The 20,205-nt window shown below is 70.0% G+C and carries 17 protein-coding genes; 6 read left to right on the top strand and 11 right to left on the bottom strand.

Annotation, left to right across the window (positions count from 1 at the left end; genetic code table 11):
- Positions 1-54 precede the first annotated feature (54 nt).
- A complete protein-coding gene (locus WME89_RS52780; RefSeq protein WP_438007055.1) occupies positions 55-1,566 on the bottom strand; it encodes a porin in 1,512 nt (503 codons plus the stop codon).
- A gap of 32 nt (positions 1,567-1,598) precedes the next feature.
- Positions 1,599-2,999, bottom strand: coding sequence for a class II fumarate hydratase (fumC, locus tag WME89_RS52775; protein ID WP_438007054.1), 1,401 nt, complete (start codon positions 2,997-2,999; stop codon positions 1,599-1,601).
- Between the two features lie 190 nt (positions 3,000-3,189).
- Here fumC and WME89_RS52770 point away from each other — a divergent pair, with 190 nt between their 5' ends.
- From WME89_RS52770 to WME89_RS52755, 4 genes are all read left to right on the top strand, one after another.
- Positions 3,190-4,182, top strand: a complete 993-nt coding sequence (locus WME89_RS52770; RefSeq protein WP_438007053.1) for a fatty acid desaturase family protein — start codon at positions 3,190-3,192, stop codon at positions 4,180-4,182.
- Between the two features lie 179 nt (positions 4,183-4,361).
- On the top strand, positions 4,362-5,213 hold the full coding sequence (locus WME89_RS52765) for a ketopantoate reductase family protein (protein WP_438007052.1): 852 nt from the start codon (positions 4,362-4,364) through the stop codon (positions 5,211-5,213).
- 190 nt (positions 5,214-5,403) lie between these two features.
- Entirely contained in the window at positions 5,404-6,876 is a 1,473-nt protein-coding gene (locus WME89_RS52760) for a sigma 54-interacting transcriptional regulator (RefSeq protein ID WP_438007051.1), read from the top strand.
- 327 nt (positions 6,877-7,203) lie between these two features.
- The gene (locus WME89_RS52755; protein ID WP_438007050.1) at positions 7,204-8,934 is read left to right on the top strand and encodes a caspase family protein; all 1,731 of its coding nucleotides are present in this window, start codon (positions 7,204-7,206) and stop codon (positions 8,932-8,934) included.
- Here the strand turns inward: WME89_RS52755 and WME89_RS52750 are convergent.
- Positions 8,921-11,464 (bottom strand): bifunctional serine/threonine-protein kinase/formylglycine-generating enzyme family protein, encoded by a 2,544-nt coding sequence (locus tag WME89_RS52750; RefSeq protein ID WP_438007049.1) that lies wholly within the window; start codon positions 11,462-11,464, stop codon positions 8,921-8,923. The genes WME89_RS52755 and WME89_RS52750 overlap by 14 nt on opposite strands.
- A gap of 312 nt (positions 11,465-11,776) precedes the next feature.
- On the opposite strand from WME89_RS52750, the gene WME89_RS52745 reads away from it, so the two are divergent.
- Together WME89_RS52745 and WME89_RS52740 are read left to right on the top strand one after the other, a co-directional pair.
- Positions 11,777-12,199: a hypothetical protein gene (locus WME89_RS52745; protein ID WP_438007048.1), complete on the top strand. Its 423-nt coding sequence runs from the start codon at positions 11,777-11,779 to the stop codon at positions 12,197-12,199.
- Positions 12,200-12,318: 119 nt separating this feature from the next.
- Complete coding sequence (locus WME89_RS52740) at positions 12,319-12,798, top strand: hypothetical protein (RefSeq protein WP_438007047.1); 480 nt, start codon at positions 12,319-12,321, stop codon at positions 12,796-12,798.
- Between the two features lie 260 nt (positions 12,799-13,058).
- On the opposite strand, the gene WME89_RS52735 is transcribed toward WME89_RS52740, so the two are convergent.
- From WME89_RS52735 to WME89_RS52700, 8 genes are all read right to left on the bottom strand, one after another.
- Positions 13,059-13,199 carry a hypothetical protein gene (locus tag WME89_RS52735; protein WP_437655416.1) on the bottom strand — a complete coding sequence of 47 codons (141 nt, stop codon included), beginning with the start codon at positions 13,197-13,199 and terminating at the stop codon, positions 13,059-13,061.
- Between the two features lie 533 nt (positions 13,200-13,732).
- Positions 13,733-15,856: an RHS repeat domain-containing protein gene (locus tag WME89_RS52730; RefSeq protein ID WP_438007046.1), complete on the bottom strand. Its 2,124-nt coding sequence runs from the start codon at positions 15,854-15,856 to the stop codon at positions 13,733-13,735.
- 133 nt (positions 15,857-15,989) lie between these two features.
- Entirely contained in the window at positions 15,990-16,256 is a 267-nt protein-coding gene (locus WME89_RS52725; RefSeq protein WP_438007045.1) for a hypothetical protein, read from the bottom strand.
- Complete coding sequence (locus tag WME89_RS52720; RefSeq protein ID WP_438007044.1) at positions 16,222-16,848, bottom strand: hypothetical protein; 627 nt, start codon at positions 16,846-16,848, stop codon at positions 16,222-16,224. The genes WME89_RS52725 and WME89_RS52720 overlap by 35 nt, the downstream gene beginning before the upstream one ends.
- A gap of 179 nt (positions 16,849-17,027) precedes the next feature.
- The gene (locus WME89_RS52715) at positions 17,028-17,546 is read right to left on the bottom strand and encodes a hypothetical protein (RefSeq protein WP_438007043.1); all 519 of its coding nucleotides are present in this window, start codon (positions 17,544-17,546) and stop codon (positions 17,028-17,030) included.
- A gap of 137 nt (positions 17,547-17,683) precedes the next feature.
- Positions 17,684-18,307 carry a hypothetical protein gene (locus WME89_RS52710; protein WP_438007042.1) on the bottom strand — a complete coding sequence of 208 codons (624 nt, stop codon included), beginning with the start codon at positions 18,305-18,307 and terminating at the stop codon, positions 17,684-17,686.
- 622 nt (positions 18,308-18,929) lie between these two features.
- Positions 18,930-19,355, bottom strand: a complete 426-nt coding sequence (locus tag WME89_RS52705; protein WP_438007041.1) for a hypothetical protein — start codon at positions 19,353-19,355, stop codon at positions 18,930-18,932.
- A gap of 264 nt (positions 19,356-19,619) precedes the next feature.
- Positions 19,620-20,099, bottom strand: coding sequence for a hypothetical protein (locus WME89_RS52700; RefSeq protein WP_438007040.1), 480 nt, complete (start codon positions 20,097-20,099; stop codon positions 19,620-19,622).
- Between the last annotated feature and the right edge of the window lie 106 nt (positions 20,100-20,205).

Here is a 20,205-nt window from a genome sequence, read left to right as displayed (position 1 = left end):
TGAGAAGAAGAAGGTAGATCAACCAGGCGGAGCGGCAGGCGCGCCTGGCGGCCGCTACAGGTTGAGCTGCAGCTGCAGCGCCACGGCGTCGTTGTCGAGCGCGAGGCCGTGCACCTCCTGCCGGTGCGTGAAGTCGGCCTGCGCCTTGAGCACGTTGTCGATGAAGTGGTAGCTCGCGCCGGCGGTGAGGGCCCAGCTGTCGGTCTCGTCCGAGACGTCGAGGTTCGGATCGAGCCACTCGAACCGCGCGCTCACGCCGAGCTTGATGGGCCGCACGAAGTAGCCGACCTCGCCGACGAGGCCGAGCGACGTGACGGGCGCGAGCTGGCCGAGCGGCTGCGTCGGCGCGCGCTCGGGGCGGCTCTGGCTCCAGAGGAGCTCGGCGAGCGCGTGCGCGCCCGCGGCGTGGAAGAGGACGTCGGCGCCGACGCCGTGGATGTCGCGCGTGCCGCCGTTGCTGAAGAAGTAGCTCGCGCCCGCGCCGAGGCGGGGGCGCGAGACGGCGAGGTCCTGGATCGAGCGCGGCAGGGGGCCGAGCGGCTCGGTGGCGAGCCGCGCGACGTAGGCGATGTCGTCGAAGCGGTTGCCGAAGGACGCGGCGTTCTCGACATAGCCGGCGAAGAACTGATCCGAGCGCTGGAAGCCGTTGAACATGCCGGCGAAGTAGCTGAACGCCCTGCCCCGGAAGTGCCCCTCGACGTGCAGGCCGACCTGGCGGAAGGGCGCCATGGCGCGCACGGCGAGCGGCCGCTCGATGAGCGCGCCCTCGCCGGCGCCCGTCATCGCGGAGCGGCTGAACGGCACGTCGTGCGCGCCGAAGTAGAGGTTCGCGAAAGGGAAGTGGGCGTAGCCGATCCACGCCTCGGAGATCCGCGCCGAGGCGTCCGCGCCCGCGGCGAGCTCGCCCGAGACGGCGAACGGCACGTACCCGGCGAGCGTCCCCGCGAAGCCGAGCCGCGCGCGGCGCATGCGGAACCCCTGCCCCTCGGCGACGTCGCCCGCCTGCACCAGGGCGTCCTCGCCCGCGAACAGCGCGGCCTGCGCCTGCACGAGCACGATGGGCGCGAGCACGAGCCGGCCGATGCTGAGCTGGAACTGCGGCCCGGCCAAGCCGTCGGGCGCCGGCGCGGCGTCGGAGCCGGCGGGCGCCGGCGTGGCCGCGGCGACGGGCGGCGCGGCGGCGGCGAGCGGCGCGGCGCCCGCAGACGGCAGCGCGGCGCTCGCGGGCGGCAGCGCGTCGCCGGGAGGCGGCAGCGCGCCGCGGGGCGGTGGCAGCGCGCCGCCGGGAGGCGCGGCGTTCGCGGGCGGCGGCGCGGCGCCAGCGGGCGGGGGCGCCGGCGCGGCGGGCGGCAGCGTCGCGCCGGTCGGGGGCGGAGGCTCCGGGACCGCCGGGGCGGCGGGCGGGAGCACCGGCAGCGGGTCGGCGGCCGGCGGCTGGACCGGCAGCGGCCGGGTCGGCTGCGCGCCGGCCGGCGAACACAAGAGCGCCGCCGCGGCGAGGAGCGAGACCGCGGCCGCGCCGCCCCTCACGGCGACTCCGCCCCTCGCGACGATTCCATCCCTCATGGCAACTCCGCCCCCGGCGGCAACTCCGATCGTCACTCCTCCTCCGCCGACGGCCCGATCATGCGCTCCGGCCTCACGACCTCGTCGAACTTCCGCCCGTCGAGGAGCCCGAGCGCGAGCGCGGCCTCGCGCAGCGTCGTGCCCTCCGCGTGCGCCTTCTTGGCGATCTTCGCGGCGTTGTCGTAGCCCACGTGCGGGTTCAGCGCGGTCACCAGCATCAGGCTCTCGCGGACGTTCCGGGCGATCCGCTCGCGGTTCGGCTCGATGCCGCGCGCGCAGTGCTCGTCGAACGACGCGCAGCCGTCGGCGAGCAGCCGGATCGACTGGAGCACGTTGTGGATGATGAGCGGCTTGTACACGTTGAGCTCGAAGTTGCCGCTCGCCCCGCCGAGGCCGACCGCGACGTCGTTGCCGAGCACCTGCGCGCACAGCATCGTCATCGCCTCGGCCTGGGTGGGGTTCACCTTGCCCGGCATGATCGAGCTGCCCGGCTCGTTCTCGGGGATCGTGATCTCGCCGATCCCGCAGCGCGGCCCGCTCGCGAGCCAGCGGACGTCGTTCGCGATCTTGAACAGGCCGCAGGCGAGCGTCTTCAGCGCGCCGTGCGCCGCGACGAGGGCGTCGTGCGACGCGAGCGCCTGGAACTTGTTCGGCGCGGTCACGAAGGGCGCCCCGGTGAGCTCGGCGATCCTCGCCGCCACCTTCACGGGGAACTCCGGGTGGGCGTTGAGCCCCGTCCCGACCGCGGTGCCCCCGAGCGCGAGCTCGTGGAGCGGCGGGAGCGCCCGCTCGATCGCGGCGATGCCGGCGTCGAGCTGCGCCACGTAGCCGGAGAACTCCTGCCCGAGCGTCAGCGGCGTCGCGTCCTGCAGGTGCGTGCGGCCGATCTTGACGATGTCCGCGAACGCCGCGCTCTTCTGCGCCAGCGTGTCGCGGAGCCGCCGGACCTCCGGCAGCAGGCGGCGCTCGATCTGGAGCGCCGCGACCACGTGCATGGCCGTCGGGAACACGTCATTCGAGCTCTGCGACCGGTTCACGTCGTCGTTCGGGTGGACCGGCGACTTCGAGCCCATCACGCCGCCGCTCATCTCGATCGCGCGGTTCCCGATGACCTCGTTCACGTTCATGTTGGTCTGGGTGCCGCTGCCCGTCTGCCAGACGACCAGCGGGAAGTGGTCGTCGAGCTTGCCCGCGATCACCTCGTCGGCCGCCGCGACGATGAGCCCGCACTTGTCCGCCGGCAGCAGCCCGAGCTCGCGGTTGACCAGCGCGGCCGCCTTCTTCACGGTGGCGAGCGCGGCGATCATCTCCCGCGGGAAGCGCTCGCCGCCGATCTTGAAGTTCTCGAGCGAGCGCTGCGTCTGCGCCCCCCAGTAGCGGTCGCCTTGCACCTCGATCGGCCCGAAGCTGTCCTTTTCGATGCGAGTCGCCATGCCCGCGTCTTAGCGACAGTGGACCCGCTCCTCAAGCGGCGCGAAGCCGGGTCGCCGGCGCCTGCGCAAGGTGCGTAATAGCCTTCGCGCCGCGGGGGCGAAGAGCGGGCGTGCTCTTGTTTTCTCGCCTATTTCCTGCGAAGTTCCGGCCCTCGCACGCGCGAGAACCACGGAGATCAGTATGGCCGGCATGGACACGGTACCGCGGGAGCTGCTGCAGGCTGCCTACAAGCGCAATCCCATTCACCTGCTCAAGATCCCGCTTCATTTCGGCATCTGGGCCGCGCTCACGTGGGTGCTGTACGCGACGCAGCACCACCCGCTCGCCATCCCGATCGGGATCGCCTGCTCGTACGTGATCGCCAACCTGGTCCGTGGCCTCGGCGCCGTCGCGCACGACGCCGTCCACGGCAGCTGCTCGCGCTCGAAGCTCGTCTCGTACCTGATCGCCCTGCTCTGCTGGGCGCCGACGGGCATGAGCGTGACGCTGTACACGAACTACCACCTTCATCATCACAAGATCGCGAACACGTACCCTGACGTCGACAACTTCGTCGTCACGGACTACACGCGGAACCCCGTCCTGGCGAAGCTCCTGCTCCTCGCCGTCTACACGTTCGCCTACCCCCTCTACTTCCTCGGGTGCATGGCGCGGTACGTGAAGCGCCTCTCGCCGCTCCAGCGCGTCAGGATGAACCTGGAGCTCCTCGGCTTCTACGGCATCATGGGCTTCTTCTTCTGGATCATGCCGTGGCAGGTGTTCTTCTTCTTCTTTGTCCTGCCGTTCATCTTCGGCGCCATCCTCGCCAGCGTGACCTCGATGATCGAGCACTACGAGATGCTCCCGGGGGAGGACGCCTACAGCTCTCGCACCTACGGGACGAAGGCGCACTTCACGAACTTCCTCTGGAACAACGTCACGTACCACAACGAGCACCACAAGTTCCCGGGCATCCCGTTCTACAACCTGCGCAGCTTCCACGTGGCGGCGTATCCCCACTACGATGAGCGGGTGAAGTCCGCCTGCCACCCGTCGATCTTCGGCCTCGCCCTCGAGCTGTACGGGCGCATCCTGAAGCTCGACATCGAGAAGCTCGACGAGCGCTACCGCGACATCAACAAGGAAGCCGAGCGCCAGAAGATGATGGCGCTGAACGGCATCCAGCCCGGCGTGACCGCCTGAGCCAGCGCCGCGGCTCCCGCGCCCGGGCGCCCCGGGCCTGATCACCCTGCACGAAAGAACGAAGAGAGCCCGGCCGCGGCGCCCGCCGCGCCCGCGGTGACCCTCGCCGCCTCGAGCGCCGCAGCGGTCGCCGCCTCGGCTGCCATCGCGGCAGCTCGACGGGTGCTACGGTGCGCTCCATGAAAATCGCCATCGTTGGGCCTGGCGGGATCGGGAGCACGTTCGCCTTCCAGCTCGCGCGAGCGGGGCACGAGGTGACGGTCGTCGCTCGCGGGAAGCGGCTCGAGCAGCTGCAGCGGGACGAGGCGATCGTGAAGGCCACCGGGGAACGCGCCGCGGTGCGGGTGAGCGCCGCGCTCGACGCGACGACGGCGTGGGACCTGGTGCTCGTGACGGTGCTCGCGCACCAGGTGGACGCGGTGCTGCCCGCGCTGGCCGAGAGCGCGGCGAAGGCGGTGATGTTCATGTTCAACACCTTCGAGCCGCTGGGCCGCCTTCGAGATGCGGTGGGCGCGGCGCGCTTCGCCTTCGGCTTTCCCGCGATCCTGGCGACGCTCGATGACGGCAAGCTGACGTCGAAGATCGTCACTCGCGGGATGGTCACCCCGGTGACGGACGCCGCCTGGGCGAAGGTGTTCAAGGACGCTGGCATCCCCGCCGTCGTGGAGTCCGACATGGAGAGCTGGCTGCGCACGCACGCGGCGCTCGTCGCGCCGGCGATGGTCGCCATCATCACGGCGCACGCGCGCCAGGCCGGCGTGCCGTGGGCCGAGGCGATGAACCTGGCGCGCGCCATGGAGGAAGGGCTCCGCGTGGTGCGCCAGCTCGGAAACGCCATCACGCCGGAGCCGGTCGCGAAGCTGAGCCGCTTGCCCACGCCGGCGCTGGCCGCGCTCGTGTGGACGCTCAGCAGGATCGACGCGGTCCGCAAGACGGGCGCCGCGGGGCCCGGCGAGCCGCGCGCGCTGATCGACGCGATGGTCGCCGCGGCGCCCGGCCAGACGCCGGCGCTGCTCGCCATCCGACCCTGAAGGAGCCAGGGAGCTCATCCTCTCGGTGTGTAGCTGGTGACTCTGGCTGTACGATGGGACGGCCGCCACGAGGCGGCTCGACTCCCGGATCGCGCCTGGCTCCCCTCATCCCCGCCTCGACCAGGGGTTCGCATGTAGCCCCGGAGGTATCCGCCCGCGCGCCCGTCAGGTACGGTGATCTCGCGCGGGCATGGTCCACGAATCCTCCACTGTCGATACCGGGAGCTCGTGCGGCGTCCTCCCCGGGCCGCGCGACCACGAGACACCCGCGCTGATGATCGCGTGGGCCGCCGCCGAGCCGGAGCGCGTGGGCGAGGTGGCGCTCTTCGAGCCGGACGGGGGCGCGCGCATCCTGGGCCGCGGCGAGCCCGCGGGCGGAGCGGACGGCGCGCGGGTGGTGTTTCATCGCCAGCGCCCCGGCGTCCTCGAGCGGACAGCGCCGCTCGGCAGCCCCGGTCTGTCGCGCGAGCAGCTGCGCGTCCGGCTGGAGGGGAGCGGCCTGCGGATCGAGCGCGTCGGCAAGTGCCCCATGGAGCTCCGCGGCGAGCGCGTCGATCGGTGCGTCCTCGAGCCCGGCGACGCGCTGCTGCTCAAGGGCCAGCTCCTGCTCTTCTGCACGCGACGCCCGCGGGAGATCGAGCCGCTCCACAGCGCCTCGCTCGCCGGCGCGCCCGCGTTCGGCGCGCCGGACGTCCATGGGATCGTGGGCGAGAGCCCCGCTATCTGGCGCCTTCGCGATCAGCTCGCCTGGGTCGCCAAGGCGGACGAGCACACGTTGGTGCTCGGCGGGAGCGGCTCGGGCAAGGAGCTCTGCGCGCGCGCCGTCCACACCCTCTCGGCGCGCGCGCGCGCGCCGTTCGTCGCGAGGAACGCGGCGACCATCCCGCAAGGCCTCATCGACGCCGAGCTGTTCGGGAACGTGAAGGGGTATCCCAACCCGGGAATGCCGGAGCGGCCGGGCCTCATCGGCGCGGCGGACGGCGGCACGCTCTTCCTCGACGAGATCGGCGAGCTGCCCCAGGGCCTTCAGGCGAACCTCCTGCGCGTGCTCGATGAAGGGGGTGAGTACCACGCGCTGGGCGGGTCCACCGCGAGGCGCTCCCGCTTCCGCCTGCTCGGGGCGACCAACCGGGATCCCGCCGCGCTGAAGCACGACCTCGCCGCCCGCCTGGTGCTGCGCCTCGATGTCCCCGGCCTCGACGAGCGGCGCGAGGACATCCCCTTGCTCGCGCGCCACCTGCTCCAGCGCGCCGCCGCGAAGAGCCCCGAGGCCACGCGGCGATTCCTCGCCTCGCCGGGCGCCGGCGCGCCCCGGGTCAAGGCGAGCCTGATCGAGCACCTCCTGCGGACCAGGTACACGACCAACATGCGAGAGCTGGGCGCGCTGCTGTGGCGCGCGATGTCGGCGAGCACGGGCGATTCGATCGAATGGATCAGCGGCTCGACGACGACCACCCCGACCGGCCTGCCGCCAGCGCAGGACGAGCCCTCGGCGGCCGCGGAGGCGGCGGCGACGGCGGAGGCGCGAGAGCCGTCCGAGGCCGAGATCCGGGCGCGCCTCGAGGAGCACGCCGGCAACATCGTGCGCACGGCGCAGGCGCTCGGGCTGTCGAGCCGCTATGTGCTGTACCGGCTGATGCGGAAGCACGGTATCGAAGGGTGATGGCCTGCCGGGCCTCGTGAGCCGGCGGAGCATGCCAGCGCAGGGCCAGGACATGCTGGACGAGGACCCCACGAGCGGATCGCGCTGAGTGGCGGCTCCGGCCCTGAGACCCGAGCACGTCGAGCGACGCGCTGTGCGCGCCCATGTGCGCCCCCCAGACGCACATGCAGCCGCACACCCGCGCGCCTCGCACGACCAGGGATGCGCCTGCGGTCAAGGCGCCATCCGGTGGTATGCGCCTTGCTGCGCGGCGTTGCTGAACGGCCGCCGGCGTCCGATGATGGCCGGCGGTTTCCGATTGCCCCTCATCAGCTCACGGAGAAGACGATGACCGACGATGCCCATCCCGCTCCGTCCGACGACATTCCGGATGACGTGAAGCCCGTCCTCGCCGCCACGAGGGAGCTACTCTCCCGCATCGGCGGCGTCGCGCTCCTGGTCGGCGTCGAGAGCTACCGGGACCACGACGGGGAGGGCGGCAAGGACCTCCTGGCGGGCCGTAACGACGTGCTCGCGTACTGGAAAGTGTGCCGCCGGCTGGGCTACACGCACCTCCAGGTGCTCAGCACTCCGGCGCTCCAGAAGGAGGACCTGATCCGGGCCGAGCGGGAGCTGGCGCCCGAGCTGCACCCGGGCGAGGACGAGGCGGAGACCAGGCGCCGCGTCGAGGAATGGCTGTCGAGGGGGAGGCAGGGCGCTGACGCGCCGATCGAGCTCCACGACGCGGCCATGTCCTCGCGGATCGAGGACGCGGGCGCGCCGGGCGTGCTCCTCGGGGAGGCCACTTCCCTTCAGCTCAAGGAGAGCGCGCGGTGGCTGGCCAGCAGGCTGGTGTTCACTGTAAAGCTCGAGTGGGAGCGCTGGCGGCGCGAGGAGGAGCTCATGGCGCTGCCGGGGTTCATGGCGTACTCCGGCCACGGCGCGCAGAGGGACGGCGAGCTCCTCCTGTGCCCGAGCAACACCGGCCCCGCGCTCGAGAACGCCATCTCGTTCTCGGAGCTGCGCGCGATCTTCGAGGAGGGGGAAGACCTCCCCGGCGGCAAGCGCCCGGCCGACAACCTCACCGTGGTGCTCGATTGCTGCTTCGCGGCCGCGAGCGGCCCGACCGGCAAGGCGCAGCGGGGAACGAGCCTGACGCCGGCGGGATCGCCGGCGGGGAAGGCGCCCGCCAGGACGCCGGAGATCGCGCGGAGCGTGTTCTGCGCATCGGGGCGCGATGAGCCGTCGTACCAGGCGATGCTGGGCGGGCACTGGCACGGCGCGTTCACGTGGGCGTTCACGGTGGCGCTGGAGCAGTGGAAGCTCCAGCAGCAGGGGCAGTTCAGGCGGAGCACGATGTCGCACGCGGAGCTCCTGTTCCGGGCGAGGACGCTGCTCTCGGCGCTGTCGTTCCCGCAGCACCCGATCCTCGTGGACGAGCTCGGGAATCTGCCAGTGTTCCACCACGGCGCGGCGGCAGGGGAGGCGACGAGCGCCGTGCCCGACGGAGAACGGCCGGGCGGGGAGCTCGATCCGTCCTCCGGCAAGGACTACGCCTTGTACCAGCTCTTGTCGCAGGACGGGAAGGTCCTGCTCGACATCATCGCCACCCGAACAACGGGATGGGGCTTCGACGCTGGGAAGGAGTACTGGAGGATCCGCAAGACCAGTGTCCCGCCCGCGTGGGGCACGTACAACGGCTCCGCTTACTGCACGGATGCGTTCAGTTCTCTCACCTTCAAGAAGCAGGGCAAGAGCTGGCCGATGGACGGTTCTGGCCTGCCGTTCAAGGCAACGGATGCTTCCTTCAGGATGCCGGTGAGGACGGAGCCCGGTGACTGGACTCAGCACGGTGCTACCGGCGAAGCCTTTCAGATGTCGGACCAGGAGCGTTGTGGCTTGAGGGTGAACGTGTGGCAGTCTGGCGCTGCATGGGCCGGCTCGGTGCAGTTCCTGCGGAGAGATCCCGGCGCTTCACCCCTCTTCAGCACGAGCGACGACCACGCTTGGAACCTGAATGGCGCGAGCCATTTCCAGGGCGCGACGTACCACTTCCAGAAGACGCTCAACCAGACCTAGCCACCCTGAAGCCCACCACCGGCCGGCGGATCGCCGGCAGCCCGCCGAAGCGGGCCGCTGCGCGGCCGTTGATCATCGCCCCGGCCCACGCGCCACCCTTGATCACCCGGAAGCCGGGGTCGTCCGGCGCTGCGGCTTCGAGCCGGAGCCGTCCTCCCTCGACGAGCGGCGCCTCGCGCTTCCAGACGTTCTGACACCAGTCGCGGGCGTTCCCCGCGAGCCCGCGGACACCGTGAGGCCCCTCGTCGAACGGATGACCGTCCACCCCCTCGAGGCTGGACTCGCCCGGAGCCGAGCCGACCACGCAGGCGAAGGTCGGCTCGACGTGATCGCCCCACGGCAACAGGCGGCCGTCCACGCCGCGCGCCGCCTTCTCGCGCTCCAGCTCGTCGGGCAATCGCCACGGGAGCCCCGTCCTCGCGGCGAGCCATCGCGCATACGCCATGGCCGCATGCCAATCGACGAGGACCACCGGCCAATCATGGCGCCAGCGCAGCCCATCCCGATCCGGCGGCAAGCAGAACAGCCCCGCCCTGTCGCGAGCGAGCGCCGGCTCGCCGACGCCCCCCGAGAGGGCCTCGTGAGCCCTCGGGCAGGCCGCGATCGCCTCGGCCTCGCGCCCGCTCGCGACGAGGTCGTTCAGGAACTCGAGGTATTCGCCGGTCGTGACGGGGAACCGCCGCATCACGAAGCCATCGATCCACGCCCGCTTTCGCGGCAGGCTGTCTGCCGTCGCCGCATCGCCGCCGGTCAAGCACCACCCCGCCGGCACGTACACGTCGTCCGGCCCGAGCTCCCCCTCCGCCGGCAGCGTGATTGGATGCGATCTCTCCTCCCCCGGCGCCCGCCCGTCCCAGCGTCCATCCCGGTCGATCAGCACCGGATACCGCACCTCCGCCCGCCCCGGCGCGCGCAGCCGCAACAGGTAGCTCCCCCGCTGCAACGGCACCTCGACGAGCGGCGTCGGCCCCAGCGCCCGCTCGCGCACGGGCACGAGCCGCCGGTCCCGCAAGACGAACCGCTCGACGATCACCTCCGCGCCCGGCGGCTCCGTCACGAGCGTCAGCGCGCCGTCGCCCCGCAGGAACGCCGTGTGCCGGCCGCGATCGTGGATGCGCAGCATCTCCTCGGCGCGCGCCGCGTCCTCGTCGCGGTGGCCGAGCTCCGCCTCGACGAGGCGCGCGCGGTGGTGATCCGCGAGCATCGCGTGCGCCTCGGGCAGGTCCGGATCCAGGCTCAGCGCGCCGTGCACCGCCTCCAGCCACCGCGCCTCGGCGAGCGCCGCGGCGCGGCCCGTGCGCGCGGCCTCGTCCTCGTACGCCCAGGCCGGGCGCTTCTTCTCGACGGGATCGAAGGGGCGCAGCTCGGCCTGGAGCGCGCGCGCCCTGGCCTCGGCCTCGGCCGCCTTTGCGCGCGAGGCCGCGATCTCCGGCGCGAGCGAGCGCGCCTGATCCAGCGCGGCCATCGCCTGCTCGCGCCGCCGCACCCCGTCGAGCCACGCCAGCACGTCGGCCGCGAGCGCCTCGGCGCTCGGGTAGCGCTCGGCGATCTCGCGGCGCATGGCCCGCTCCACCACCGCGCACAGCTCCGCCGGCACCGGCGGGCCGCCGCGCGCCGCCTCGATCACCGGCGCCGGGGGGCCCGCGAGGAGCGCCGCGAGGATCTCCCGGCCGCCTCCGCCGCGATACGGCGGCTCGCCGGCGAGCAGGCAATACAGCACCGCGCCCAGCGCGTAGACGTCGCTCGCCGGGCCGTGCAGCGCCGTGTCGCCGCAGGCCTGCTCGGGAGGCATGTACGCGGGCGTGCCGAGGACGTCGCCGTGGCGCGTCAGGCCCTCCGCGACGGCGCCTCCCTGCGGGCCGCTGATCCCGCGCTCGTCCGGATCGGCGACGTCGACCCGCCGCGCGAGGCCCCAGTCCATCACCAGCACCTCCCCGAACTCGCCGACCATCAGGTTCTCGGGCTTGAGGTCGCGGTGGACGACGCCGCGGCTGTGCGCGTAGGCGACCGCCTGGGCGACGCGCGCGAACGCGTCGACGAGGCGGCGGAAGGTCCAGCCCGTGGCCGTGGCGCCGAAGCCGTCGGGGCCGGAGCACGCGTGCAGCTCGTCGATGGCGTCGCGCAGGGTGCGGCCGCGGACCTCCTTCATGGTGAACCACAGGCGGCCGTCCGGGAGCTCGCCGCGGTCGTAGAGCGCGACGATGCCGGGGTGCTGCAGCCCGGCGGTGATGCGCGCCTCGACGAGGAAGCGGCGGCGCAGGTGGGGCTCTGTCGCGTGCTCCGCGCGCAGGAGCTTGAGGGCGATGATGCGCTCGAGCAGGGTGTCGCGCACGCGCCGCACCTCGCCGAAGGAACCGGCCGCGATCGCGCCGAGGTCCTCGTAGCGGGCGGGGAGCCCGACCCCCAGGGCCGCGCCGCGGGCCGACGCCGCCCGCACGACGGCGCTGCCTTCGCGGCCGCTGTCGACCGTCACCGTCTCGTCCAATGGGGCGGTGAGGTCTCCGGCCAGATGGTCGTGGGGGCGCGCCATGGAGGTCTCGGGAGAGCGGCGAGATTACCACCCGGCAACGAGGGTGTGCGGCCGGTGTGCGCCCCATGTGCGGGCTAGTGCGGGCTCGATGGCGCACACCTCGCAGGGCCCGCCGCGCGCTCCGTTCAGCGGGCGCGCGGCCCGCCGCGCGCTCCGTTCAGCGGGCGCGCGGCGCGCCGCCCCGCGCAGCGCCTCGAAGCTCCCCTCGAAGCGCGCTGGCACCGCACCTGCAATGCGTCCTCACCGGGAGTCGACGCCGCGGTGAGCGCGGCTCGACGATCCGAGGACGATTCAGGACACGAGGAGATCACCATGGGACACGGCGCCAACATGACCATCAACAACTTCTCTCCGTATGACCTCCAGGTGGCGGTGGTGCGCAAGCACTGCATCTATCCCCAGAGCCAGGGCGGCAACGGCGCGCCCGGTATCGACGCCTTCAACCGGCGTCTCGCGCACGGCGAGTCCACCGGCGGTTACATCGAGAACAAGAACACGTCGAGCGGCGGCGACCTGTGCGCCACCGACACGGGGTACTTCGAGCTGTCCTTCACGGTCGTCAGGAAGGACGGCACGCCGGATCCCCGGTACACGCCCTCCGCCCTGACGGTCGCGATCCCCCACCAGCACTTCGAGAAGGGCGACGCGAACAGAGACGGCGCGGTCAAGGTCGACCTGGCCATCCTGGACGGGCAGCAGGACGTGATCACGGTCGGCCTCAAGGACAACGTCTGAGGCTCGGCCCCGGCCGAGCACGGAACGGCGGGCGCGGAGGACGGGGACCGGCGAGCGCGCCGGCTCCCCGTCCTCTGCGCCTGGCCAGCGACCTCGCACGGAGCACGGAGAAGGACGCGATGAGATACGCCGACACCGAAGCATGCCAGTCGGGCGGGCACTGCCGGCTCTGTCGCGACCGGGACCGAGGGCGCAAGTTCCGCCTGGCCGTCATCGAGGACTTCGAGGTCCCCGGGGGCGTGGTCGACTTCGATTGCCCCCACGGCATTCCGTGGGACACGGACGTCGAGACGAGCCGGTTCGCCCGGGCGATCACCGGCGCGCGGGCCGCGGCCCACGGAGCGCTGTCCGTGCTCAAGACCTCCCTGAAGGTCGGCCTCTTGCCTCGTCCGGAGGTCGAGTCGAGGCTGGATGTCTGCCGGAGATGCCCGGGCGGCCTCGCGGTCATGCGCGAGGGCGGCGACGACGTCTACACCTGCGGCAAGCTGCTCGAGATCCACCGCGAGCAGGGCCGCTCCACGTGCGGGTGTATCCTGAGGGCGAAAGCCGTCGACGCGGAGGAGGACTGTCCCAACGGGTGGTGGCCGCACCCCGGGTAGCGGCCCTCCGGCGGCTCATGATGAGGCCAGCCCCGATGGCACGCCCTGTCCGGGCGGCATTTGCGTCGGCGGCCTCTGTCAAATCGAGGGATCGTTGAGCGGCGGCGGCGCGGGCGGTAGCGGAGGCGCCGGAGGCGCTGGAGGCACCGGCGGCGCTGGAGGCACGGGCGGCGGCGCGAGCACCGGCGGCGGCGCTGACACGGGCGGCGACGAAGGACCGGGGCACAAGATCCTTTTCCCGGGGTCCGTCTCGTCGCGGCTCAGGTCCGCAGATGCGCGATCTGCACTCCGCTCTGCCGGAAGGTCGACGCGCAGGCGTATGGCCCAGTTGCGTCGATCTTGATTTCCGTCGCCGTCGATTTGTAGTCGAGCCGGCGCAGCGTGGGCGGCGAGTCTTTCAATCTTGTTGTATCCATAAACGCCTCGCTCAGAAGGTGAGATGGGTTACTGACCATTAGATTCCTCCGCTCGCGGCGCCGAGTCCTTCGGGTAGAATCACGGTCTGCGGTGGGAAGAACGGCAACCCTGGAACCTGGCCAGGTTGGCCGGTTTTGATCATTTGCTGAGAGCTCAGGCTGTTAAAGAGAGTATGACGACCGAACCGGAACGCTTTCAGCCCGCCGAGGCAGGAACCGGCGGTCCCGCACGAGCCGATGGCTAGCTAGTCCTCATCAACAAGTTGGATCTCAGGGACCCCTGCTGCCACCGCATCAACGTCGAACATGGAGACGAAATCTATTCCTTCCGGGAATTTTACACGCGAGAGGTGGCTACCCTTCCCGCAGTGGGAACACCACAATATGGCGTATCCGAATCGCGTCGCGGGATCTCCCGCGAGCTTCCAGTTCACCGCACCGACACCGCACTCCGGACAACGCACCTCCTTCCCGCTCAACTTGGCAAGGTAGGCGGTGAGCCAAGCCTGGTACCCCATCTAGTAGCCCCCCTGAAAGAACTGCCAGAAGGAGCCCTCGGCCGCGTAGGCCGCCGCCTCATTTGCGCCAAGCTCTGCGGCTGTAGTAGGCGCACCATACAATTTGATCTGCATAATGTGAGTCCGCTCATGCCCTAAAGTCTTTACCAAATTTTCCATGCTGCCAAACGCGTCGGGATAGAGTTGAATGGTTGTCCCGCGTGGACCTGTATAACCATAAATCCCACGGCCGACCAACGACGGGTCGCGTACGATCTGTACCTTCACTCCGCCCAGACCGACGCCTCCTTGCCTTGCAGCCAGTTTCACGGAACGCATCTGCATTGGAACGGAAAGCTCGCGGAAGGCGCCCGTGTTCGCACTTCGGCGCAGCATCCCTCCCCCCCTCGCGGCCCCCGCCGCCCCGGCTCTTCCGCCCAGCGCCGCCAGTCCCTCGCCGAGCCCGACGGCCGCGCCCAGCGTGAGCACGGTCGCCTTCGTCCCCGCCGCGCTCGCGGCGCGGTAGTCGCCTCGCTCGGCCGCCAGGACCGTATCCGTCCCGGCCCTCAGGATGTGGTACATCGGGTTCACGGCGTTCAGCGCCCCGACCACGCCGTCTTCCTTGTACCCGTCCCACATCGCGGTCCCGAACTCGTAGGCGCCGTAAGCGCCGAACGTCAGCGCGCCGAGCACCAACGACCGCCCGAGCCCGACGGTGAGCTCGCCGAGCCCTTCACCGACCCCGAGCAGGCTGTCGCCCACGACGCTGCCGAGCGTGCTCCGTTCCGGCGTCGAACGGGCCGGCTCGGGCACGTATCCCGAGCTCGTTCCGTAAATGTTCACGTCGATCGGCGGCGCGATGACGCCGACTTCGGCGCCCGTGGTGTTGGCATCGATGTCGGACTGCGCCATTTGCTCCGGGCGCTTGCCGACCGCAATTTCCTCCGGCGCCCAACCAGTGTTCTCCCACGGGATATGCTCGACGCCCGGTTGCTGTGACCCATCCTGGTTCTCCGCCGGCGCCTCCTGAAAACCGTTCGGATCTACATACGCCAGCGGGTTGTTGAGGACGTAGCTGTACGGGTTGAAGCTCTGCCCGAACAGCGGATTCGCCACGAGCGGATCCGGCGTCAAGAAGCGCCCGATCACGGGATCGTATATCCGCCCCCGCATGTTGACGAGCCCGAGCTCGTCGTCGTCCTCGTGCCCCGTGAACCCTTGCGTGACGGGCGACTCCGCGAACGAGCCCGGCGTCGCGTCAGCCCAGTTCGTCGGGCGGCGAGCGCCCCACGCATTGTAGCTGCGCCGCTCTGGCTGGGCGGACTCGTCCGTGATCACATCGATCGAGCCCAGGTTGTCGCGGTGCAGGTAGAGCATCTTCTCCGGCGTCCCCGCGGCGCGCGTCACGAGCGCCACCGCCTGCCCGTTCACCAGCACGGAGTACCTGTACTCCACACTCGGCTCGCCGTCGCCCCCAGCGTACCGGGTAACCCGTTCGTACAGGTCGCCCACGTAGAGCGTCACCTCGTCCGCCGTCGTCTTCCGGATGCGGTTCTGATCGCCGTCGTAGTCGAGCTCGATCGTGCCGCCGCCGTCGAGCGTGAACGTCTCCGGCTTGTCGAACGGCGTGTACGAGACCGTCGCGCCGGGCCTCGTGATCTGGTTGCCCACGGCGTCATAGCCGTAGAATCTGTCTCCAGCCTGGACCACCGCGTGCGGCTGGTCGGGATCGTACTCGTAGGTCCCGATACCCACCTTGTAATCGATGTTGCCGTCCAGCGCGTACGCGTTCTCCGTGAAGCAATTGCGCGCGAAGAAGCGCTGGGCGCACATCAGCCGGTCGAGCTTGTCATAGAGGAAGTGCTCCGTCTTCGCCTGGCGGATGTCCTGCCGGCGCGTGAGATTGAGCCTGCCATCGTACGTATACGCCAGCTCCTGGATGACCTTGACGCCCTTGGTCGTGCGCAGGCCTTCCAGCCGGTTCTTCGTCTCGGAGTACGAGCGCTCGGTCACGACGCCGTTGCCGAGCTCCTCGGCCCGGATCCTCCCGGCCCGGTCCGTCTCCTTCAGCTCCCAGTACGGATCGCCGGTCGCGGCGTTCCGCGCCTCGAGGACGTGACCGTGCGGATCGAGCTCGTAGAGCACCGAGAACGGCTCCCCGCCGTCGGCGACGGGGTACGAGATGAGGTTGAGCTGGTTCGAGGGGGTATAGCCGAAGGTCGTCGTGAACGTCTCGCCATCGAGCGCCAGCCGCTTGCTCTCGAGCCGCCCGAGCGGGTCATAGCTGTAGGTGGTCTTGTGATGCTCGGGGCTCGACCTCGGCGAGCTTGCCCTTGCCCGTCGCGCCGAGGTCCCACGTCCACGTGGTGCGGTAGGTGCTTTCGCTGCCCTCCTCCTTGTCGACGCGCGCCGTCATGCGGCCCAGGCGATCGTACTCGAACCAGCGCTCACGCCCCAGCGCGTCCTTCGCGTACGTCGGCAGCCCGAACCCGCTGCAATGATCTCGGCATTCACCTTGGAGCAGGGGGACCAGGCGGGCAATCATGAACGGCAGCGGATTTCGTCGTGTCGTGAACGAAATAGCCGAGCGGTTCGAAGTCCCCCTCCAAGAGAACCTCACCTACTTCATCGAGACGGCCGGAGGCTATCTCTTTGTGATTGGCATCCCACGCCGTGTAACGACTGTCCGGCCCCTCCATCAGGAAGGCGACGCCACCAGCAAAGGGTGCCCCCTTTCGCAGCCAGAGCTGGTACCATCTTCGCTCGCGCAGAATGTCCTCAACGTGTTCGAGGAACTTCGAGATCTCGGCGACGTCATTGCGGTACGGTGCGAGGAGAAGACGAACGTACTCCCTCTTTTGCTCTTGTGTGGCGCTGCGCAGGTAGTCCTGATCGGAAAGCGCCCGATTCACGGCGGGCTCCCACGCGGCATGTCTTGGCGACAGTGAGCGCCAGGATTCGTCTCCCCATTGAGGGATGTGTTGAAGCGCTTCCGTCAGCCGCTCTGAAATTGCTGCCAGAATTGAGCTGGCGGAGAGATCGCGATCGTGTGACAGCAGCGGCAGCTTCGCTTCGATTACAGCCCTGTGCAGCACAATAACCTCAGTGGAATCGGATACGACAAACGGAGTCTTCATGGTCCTCAATATGGATTGGGGCCAGCAAACGTGATCTCAACGTGTCGTCCGAAGCGAAGAGTGCCACGATGAGTCAGCTCGTTGGCGTTCTTTCCCAAATCGAAGTACACGCCGGGCTTCGGTTGGAACTCGATCACGTATGCTCCTCTCCCGGCGTGGCTGGGGAATCCGGCAAAAATCTAAGTTTCCACCTGCGCAGCGTCGGCAGCCAGCGGCGTTGCGAACACTCGACCGATGAACGGTCCGCTCGTCGGCGCTCGGATCATGCCAGACTTCATGATCCATTGGAATCCTGTTTCACTCTTATAGTGCCGCAAAACCTGCCCGCCGTTGCCGGCCAGCTCGATGCCCGTTTCCCTCACGGCTCTTCCGCTCACCGCCGCCAGTCCCTCGCCGAGCCCGACGGCCGCGCCCAGCGTCAGCAGGGTCGCCTTGGTCCCCGCCGCGCCCGCGGCGCGGTAGTCGCCTCGCTCGGCCGCCAGGACCGTATCCGTCCCGGTCCTCAGGATGTGGTACATCGGGTTCACCGCATTCAGCGCCCCGATCACGCCGTCCTCCTTGTACCCGTCCCATATGGCATTGCCGAGCTCGTAGGCGCCGTAGCAGCCGAACGTCAGCGCGCGGAGCACCAGCGTTCGGCCGAGCTCGACTGTGAGTTCGCCGGGCCCTTCGCCGGCCCCGAGCAGGCTCTCGGCCACCACTGCAGGGGCTGTGTCCGACCGAGCAGGGCGCCGAGCTGTCCGGGGTGCAGCGACGACCATGCACGATACCCGTCGACCCGAAGCGGTGTGGCGGCAGGACGGGGCCGGCTACCTCGCCAGGTACGACTGTCGTACTAAGGAGGCGAGGATGAAGACGAAGGCACATCGCCGCCGCCAACGTCCGGCACATCTTGAACGAAGTAGCCAAAGGGCTCGAAGCTCCCCTCCAGGAGCACCGCCCCGACCTCGTCGAGACTGCCAGAGGCCATCTCTCTATGGTCGGCATCCCATGCGACGAAACGACCTTCCGGCCCCTCGGCAAGGAACGCGACTCCTCCAGTGAAGGGCGACGTTCGTCGCAGCCAGAGCTGATACCACCTTCGCTCGCGAATGACGCTCTCGACGTATTCAAGAAAATTCGATACGTCGGCATCGTCGTTATGGTAGGGGGCGAGCAGGAGCCGTACGTATTCTCGCCTCTCGGGAAGCGTAGTCCTTCGGAGATACGCTTGATCGGAAAGCGCCCGTGCGACCGCAGGAGCCCAGCGAGCGTGTCTGGGAGAGAGTTTCCTCCAAGCCTCATCGCGAGGCCAGAGGTGCTCTGGCAGGTCCCTGCAAGCTTCTGTGGCTCGCTCGGCGAGGCGCGCCACGAGCGGGCTCGCGGAAAGCGCTTGATCCTCCGACACCCGGGGAAGTTTCGCTTCAATCAGCGCGCCCTGAAGCGCGAGTAGCTCGAGCTCGTCCGTGATCGTAAACATTCGTCCTCCTAGAACGGATTGGGTCCAGCAAAGGTAATCTCCACATGCCTTCCGAAGCGCTCTGTTCCGCGGTGGATCAACTCGTTCGGCTTGGGTCCTGCATCGAAGAAGACGCCCGGCTTCGGCGTGAACTCGATTACGTGACTTCCACGACCGGCGTGACCGGGATCATGCAACCGGAGACCCGCATCGAGCGGGGGCCGGGAGGCAGCCCGCTGCCCGCGCACGACCGGATCCGGTCCCCAGGCCATGCTCAGCTGCCTCGGCGAGACCGGATCCGGTCCCCAGGCCATGCTCAGCTATCCCGGCGAGACCGGAGCCGGTCGCGGAAGGAAGCTCAGCTATCCCGGCGAGACCGGATCCGGTCGCGGAAGGAAGCTCAGCTGCCCCATGGAGACCGGATCCGGTCCCCAGGCCAAGCTCAGCTATCCCGGCGAGACCGGATCCGGTCGCGGAAGGAAGCTCAGCTGCCCCCAGGCACCGGATCCAGTCTCCACGAAGCCGTCAGCTACCCCGCCGGCGAGCGTCGATCACCGTGACGGCACGGGACGAGGCGCGATCATCACTCAGAAGGGGGCTCCGCGGGGCCTCGGAAGCCGCCCGGCGCAGGGCCCGGCGCTCGCTACTGCCCGCCGGGGACGCAGATCGCCGTGGCCGTGCCGGCGCCCATGCACGAGAAGCCCGCCGCGCAGTCGGTGTTCGCAGCGCAGGGGAAGGCGCACTTGCCCACGGCCGTGTTGCACCTGTGCGTGCCGCAGATCAGGTCGTTCGTACACGGGAGGGCGAGCGCGCTCGGCTGCGACGTGGTCGCTGGCTGCCCAGGCTGCTGGTACTGCCCAGGCTGCTGATACTGCCCAGGCTGCTGATACTGCCCAGGCTGCTGGTACTGCCCAGGCTGCTGGTACTGCCCAGGCTGCTGGTTGTAGCCGTTGTACTGCTGGCTCGACGGATCTTCGGCTTCGCTGCCCCGGCACGCGGAGCACAGGAGCCCGAGGCCTCCGAGGGCAAGGACGACCGCCGCGGCCGAGCGCGCGCTGGTGAACCACATGGATCGCATCATCAAGATCTCCCGCAGGTGCGGGGGTTCTCCCCGCGTGAGCAGCGGGCCTCGTCGACCCGCCGCTGGAGGTCTGAGCCTCGACCCCCGGAGGAGCAACCGCAGGCCCTTCGCAGGCGAGCGCCGCGCGCGGGCCCGCTGGACCCGGGCGCTCCCCCGTCGGATGCCCTCACGCGCAGGGCAACGCCGGCAACGCCGTCAACGTCGCGCCCCACGAGCAAAGCGAAGGCGTCCCGCCCCCGCCGCGGGCGCTCGCTACTGCGCGGCGCCCGGCAAGCAGACGGTGGCCGTGCAAGTGAAGCCCGCCTTGCAGTCGTTGGCCCCGCCGCAGGGGAAGGCACACTTGCCCGCGCTCGTGTTGCAGCGGTGCGTGCCGCAGGGTCCGTCGTCCGTGCAGGGGAGCGCGAGCGGGCCCGGCGTCGCCGTGGCCACCGCAGGCGTCTGGGCCGGCTGCTGATACCCCGGCTGCTGCTGGTACCCAGGCTGCTGCTGGTATCCGGGCTGCTGCTGGTACCCGGGCTGCTGATACCCCGGCTGCTGCTGGTACCCGGGCTGCTGGTACTGCCCAGGCTGCTGCTGGTACCCGGGCTGCTGGTTGTAGGCGTTGGACTGCTGGTTCGACGGATCCTCGGCTTCGCTGCCACGGCACGCAGAGGCGAGGAGACCGAGGCCTCCGAGGGCAAGGACGGTCGCCGCGGCGACGCGCGCGCTGGTGAACCACATGGATCGCTTCATCAAGGTCTCCCGCAGGTGCGGGGTCTCCCCCGCGTGAGCGACGGGCCGATGCCGACCCGCCGCAGAGATCCGATCCCGGGCCCCCGGAGGGGCAACCTGGACCCTT

Origin of the sequence: Sorangium sp. So ce321 (assembly GCF_051530195.1) — a bacterium.
In the GTDB taxonomy this organism is placed as follows: Bacteria; Myxococcota_A; Polyangia; order Polyangiales; family Polyangiaceae; genus Sorangium.
Note: the sequence above shows the minus strand (reverse complement) of the source record. Positions and strands in the feature narration are given on the sequence as shown.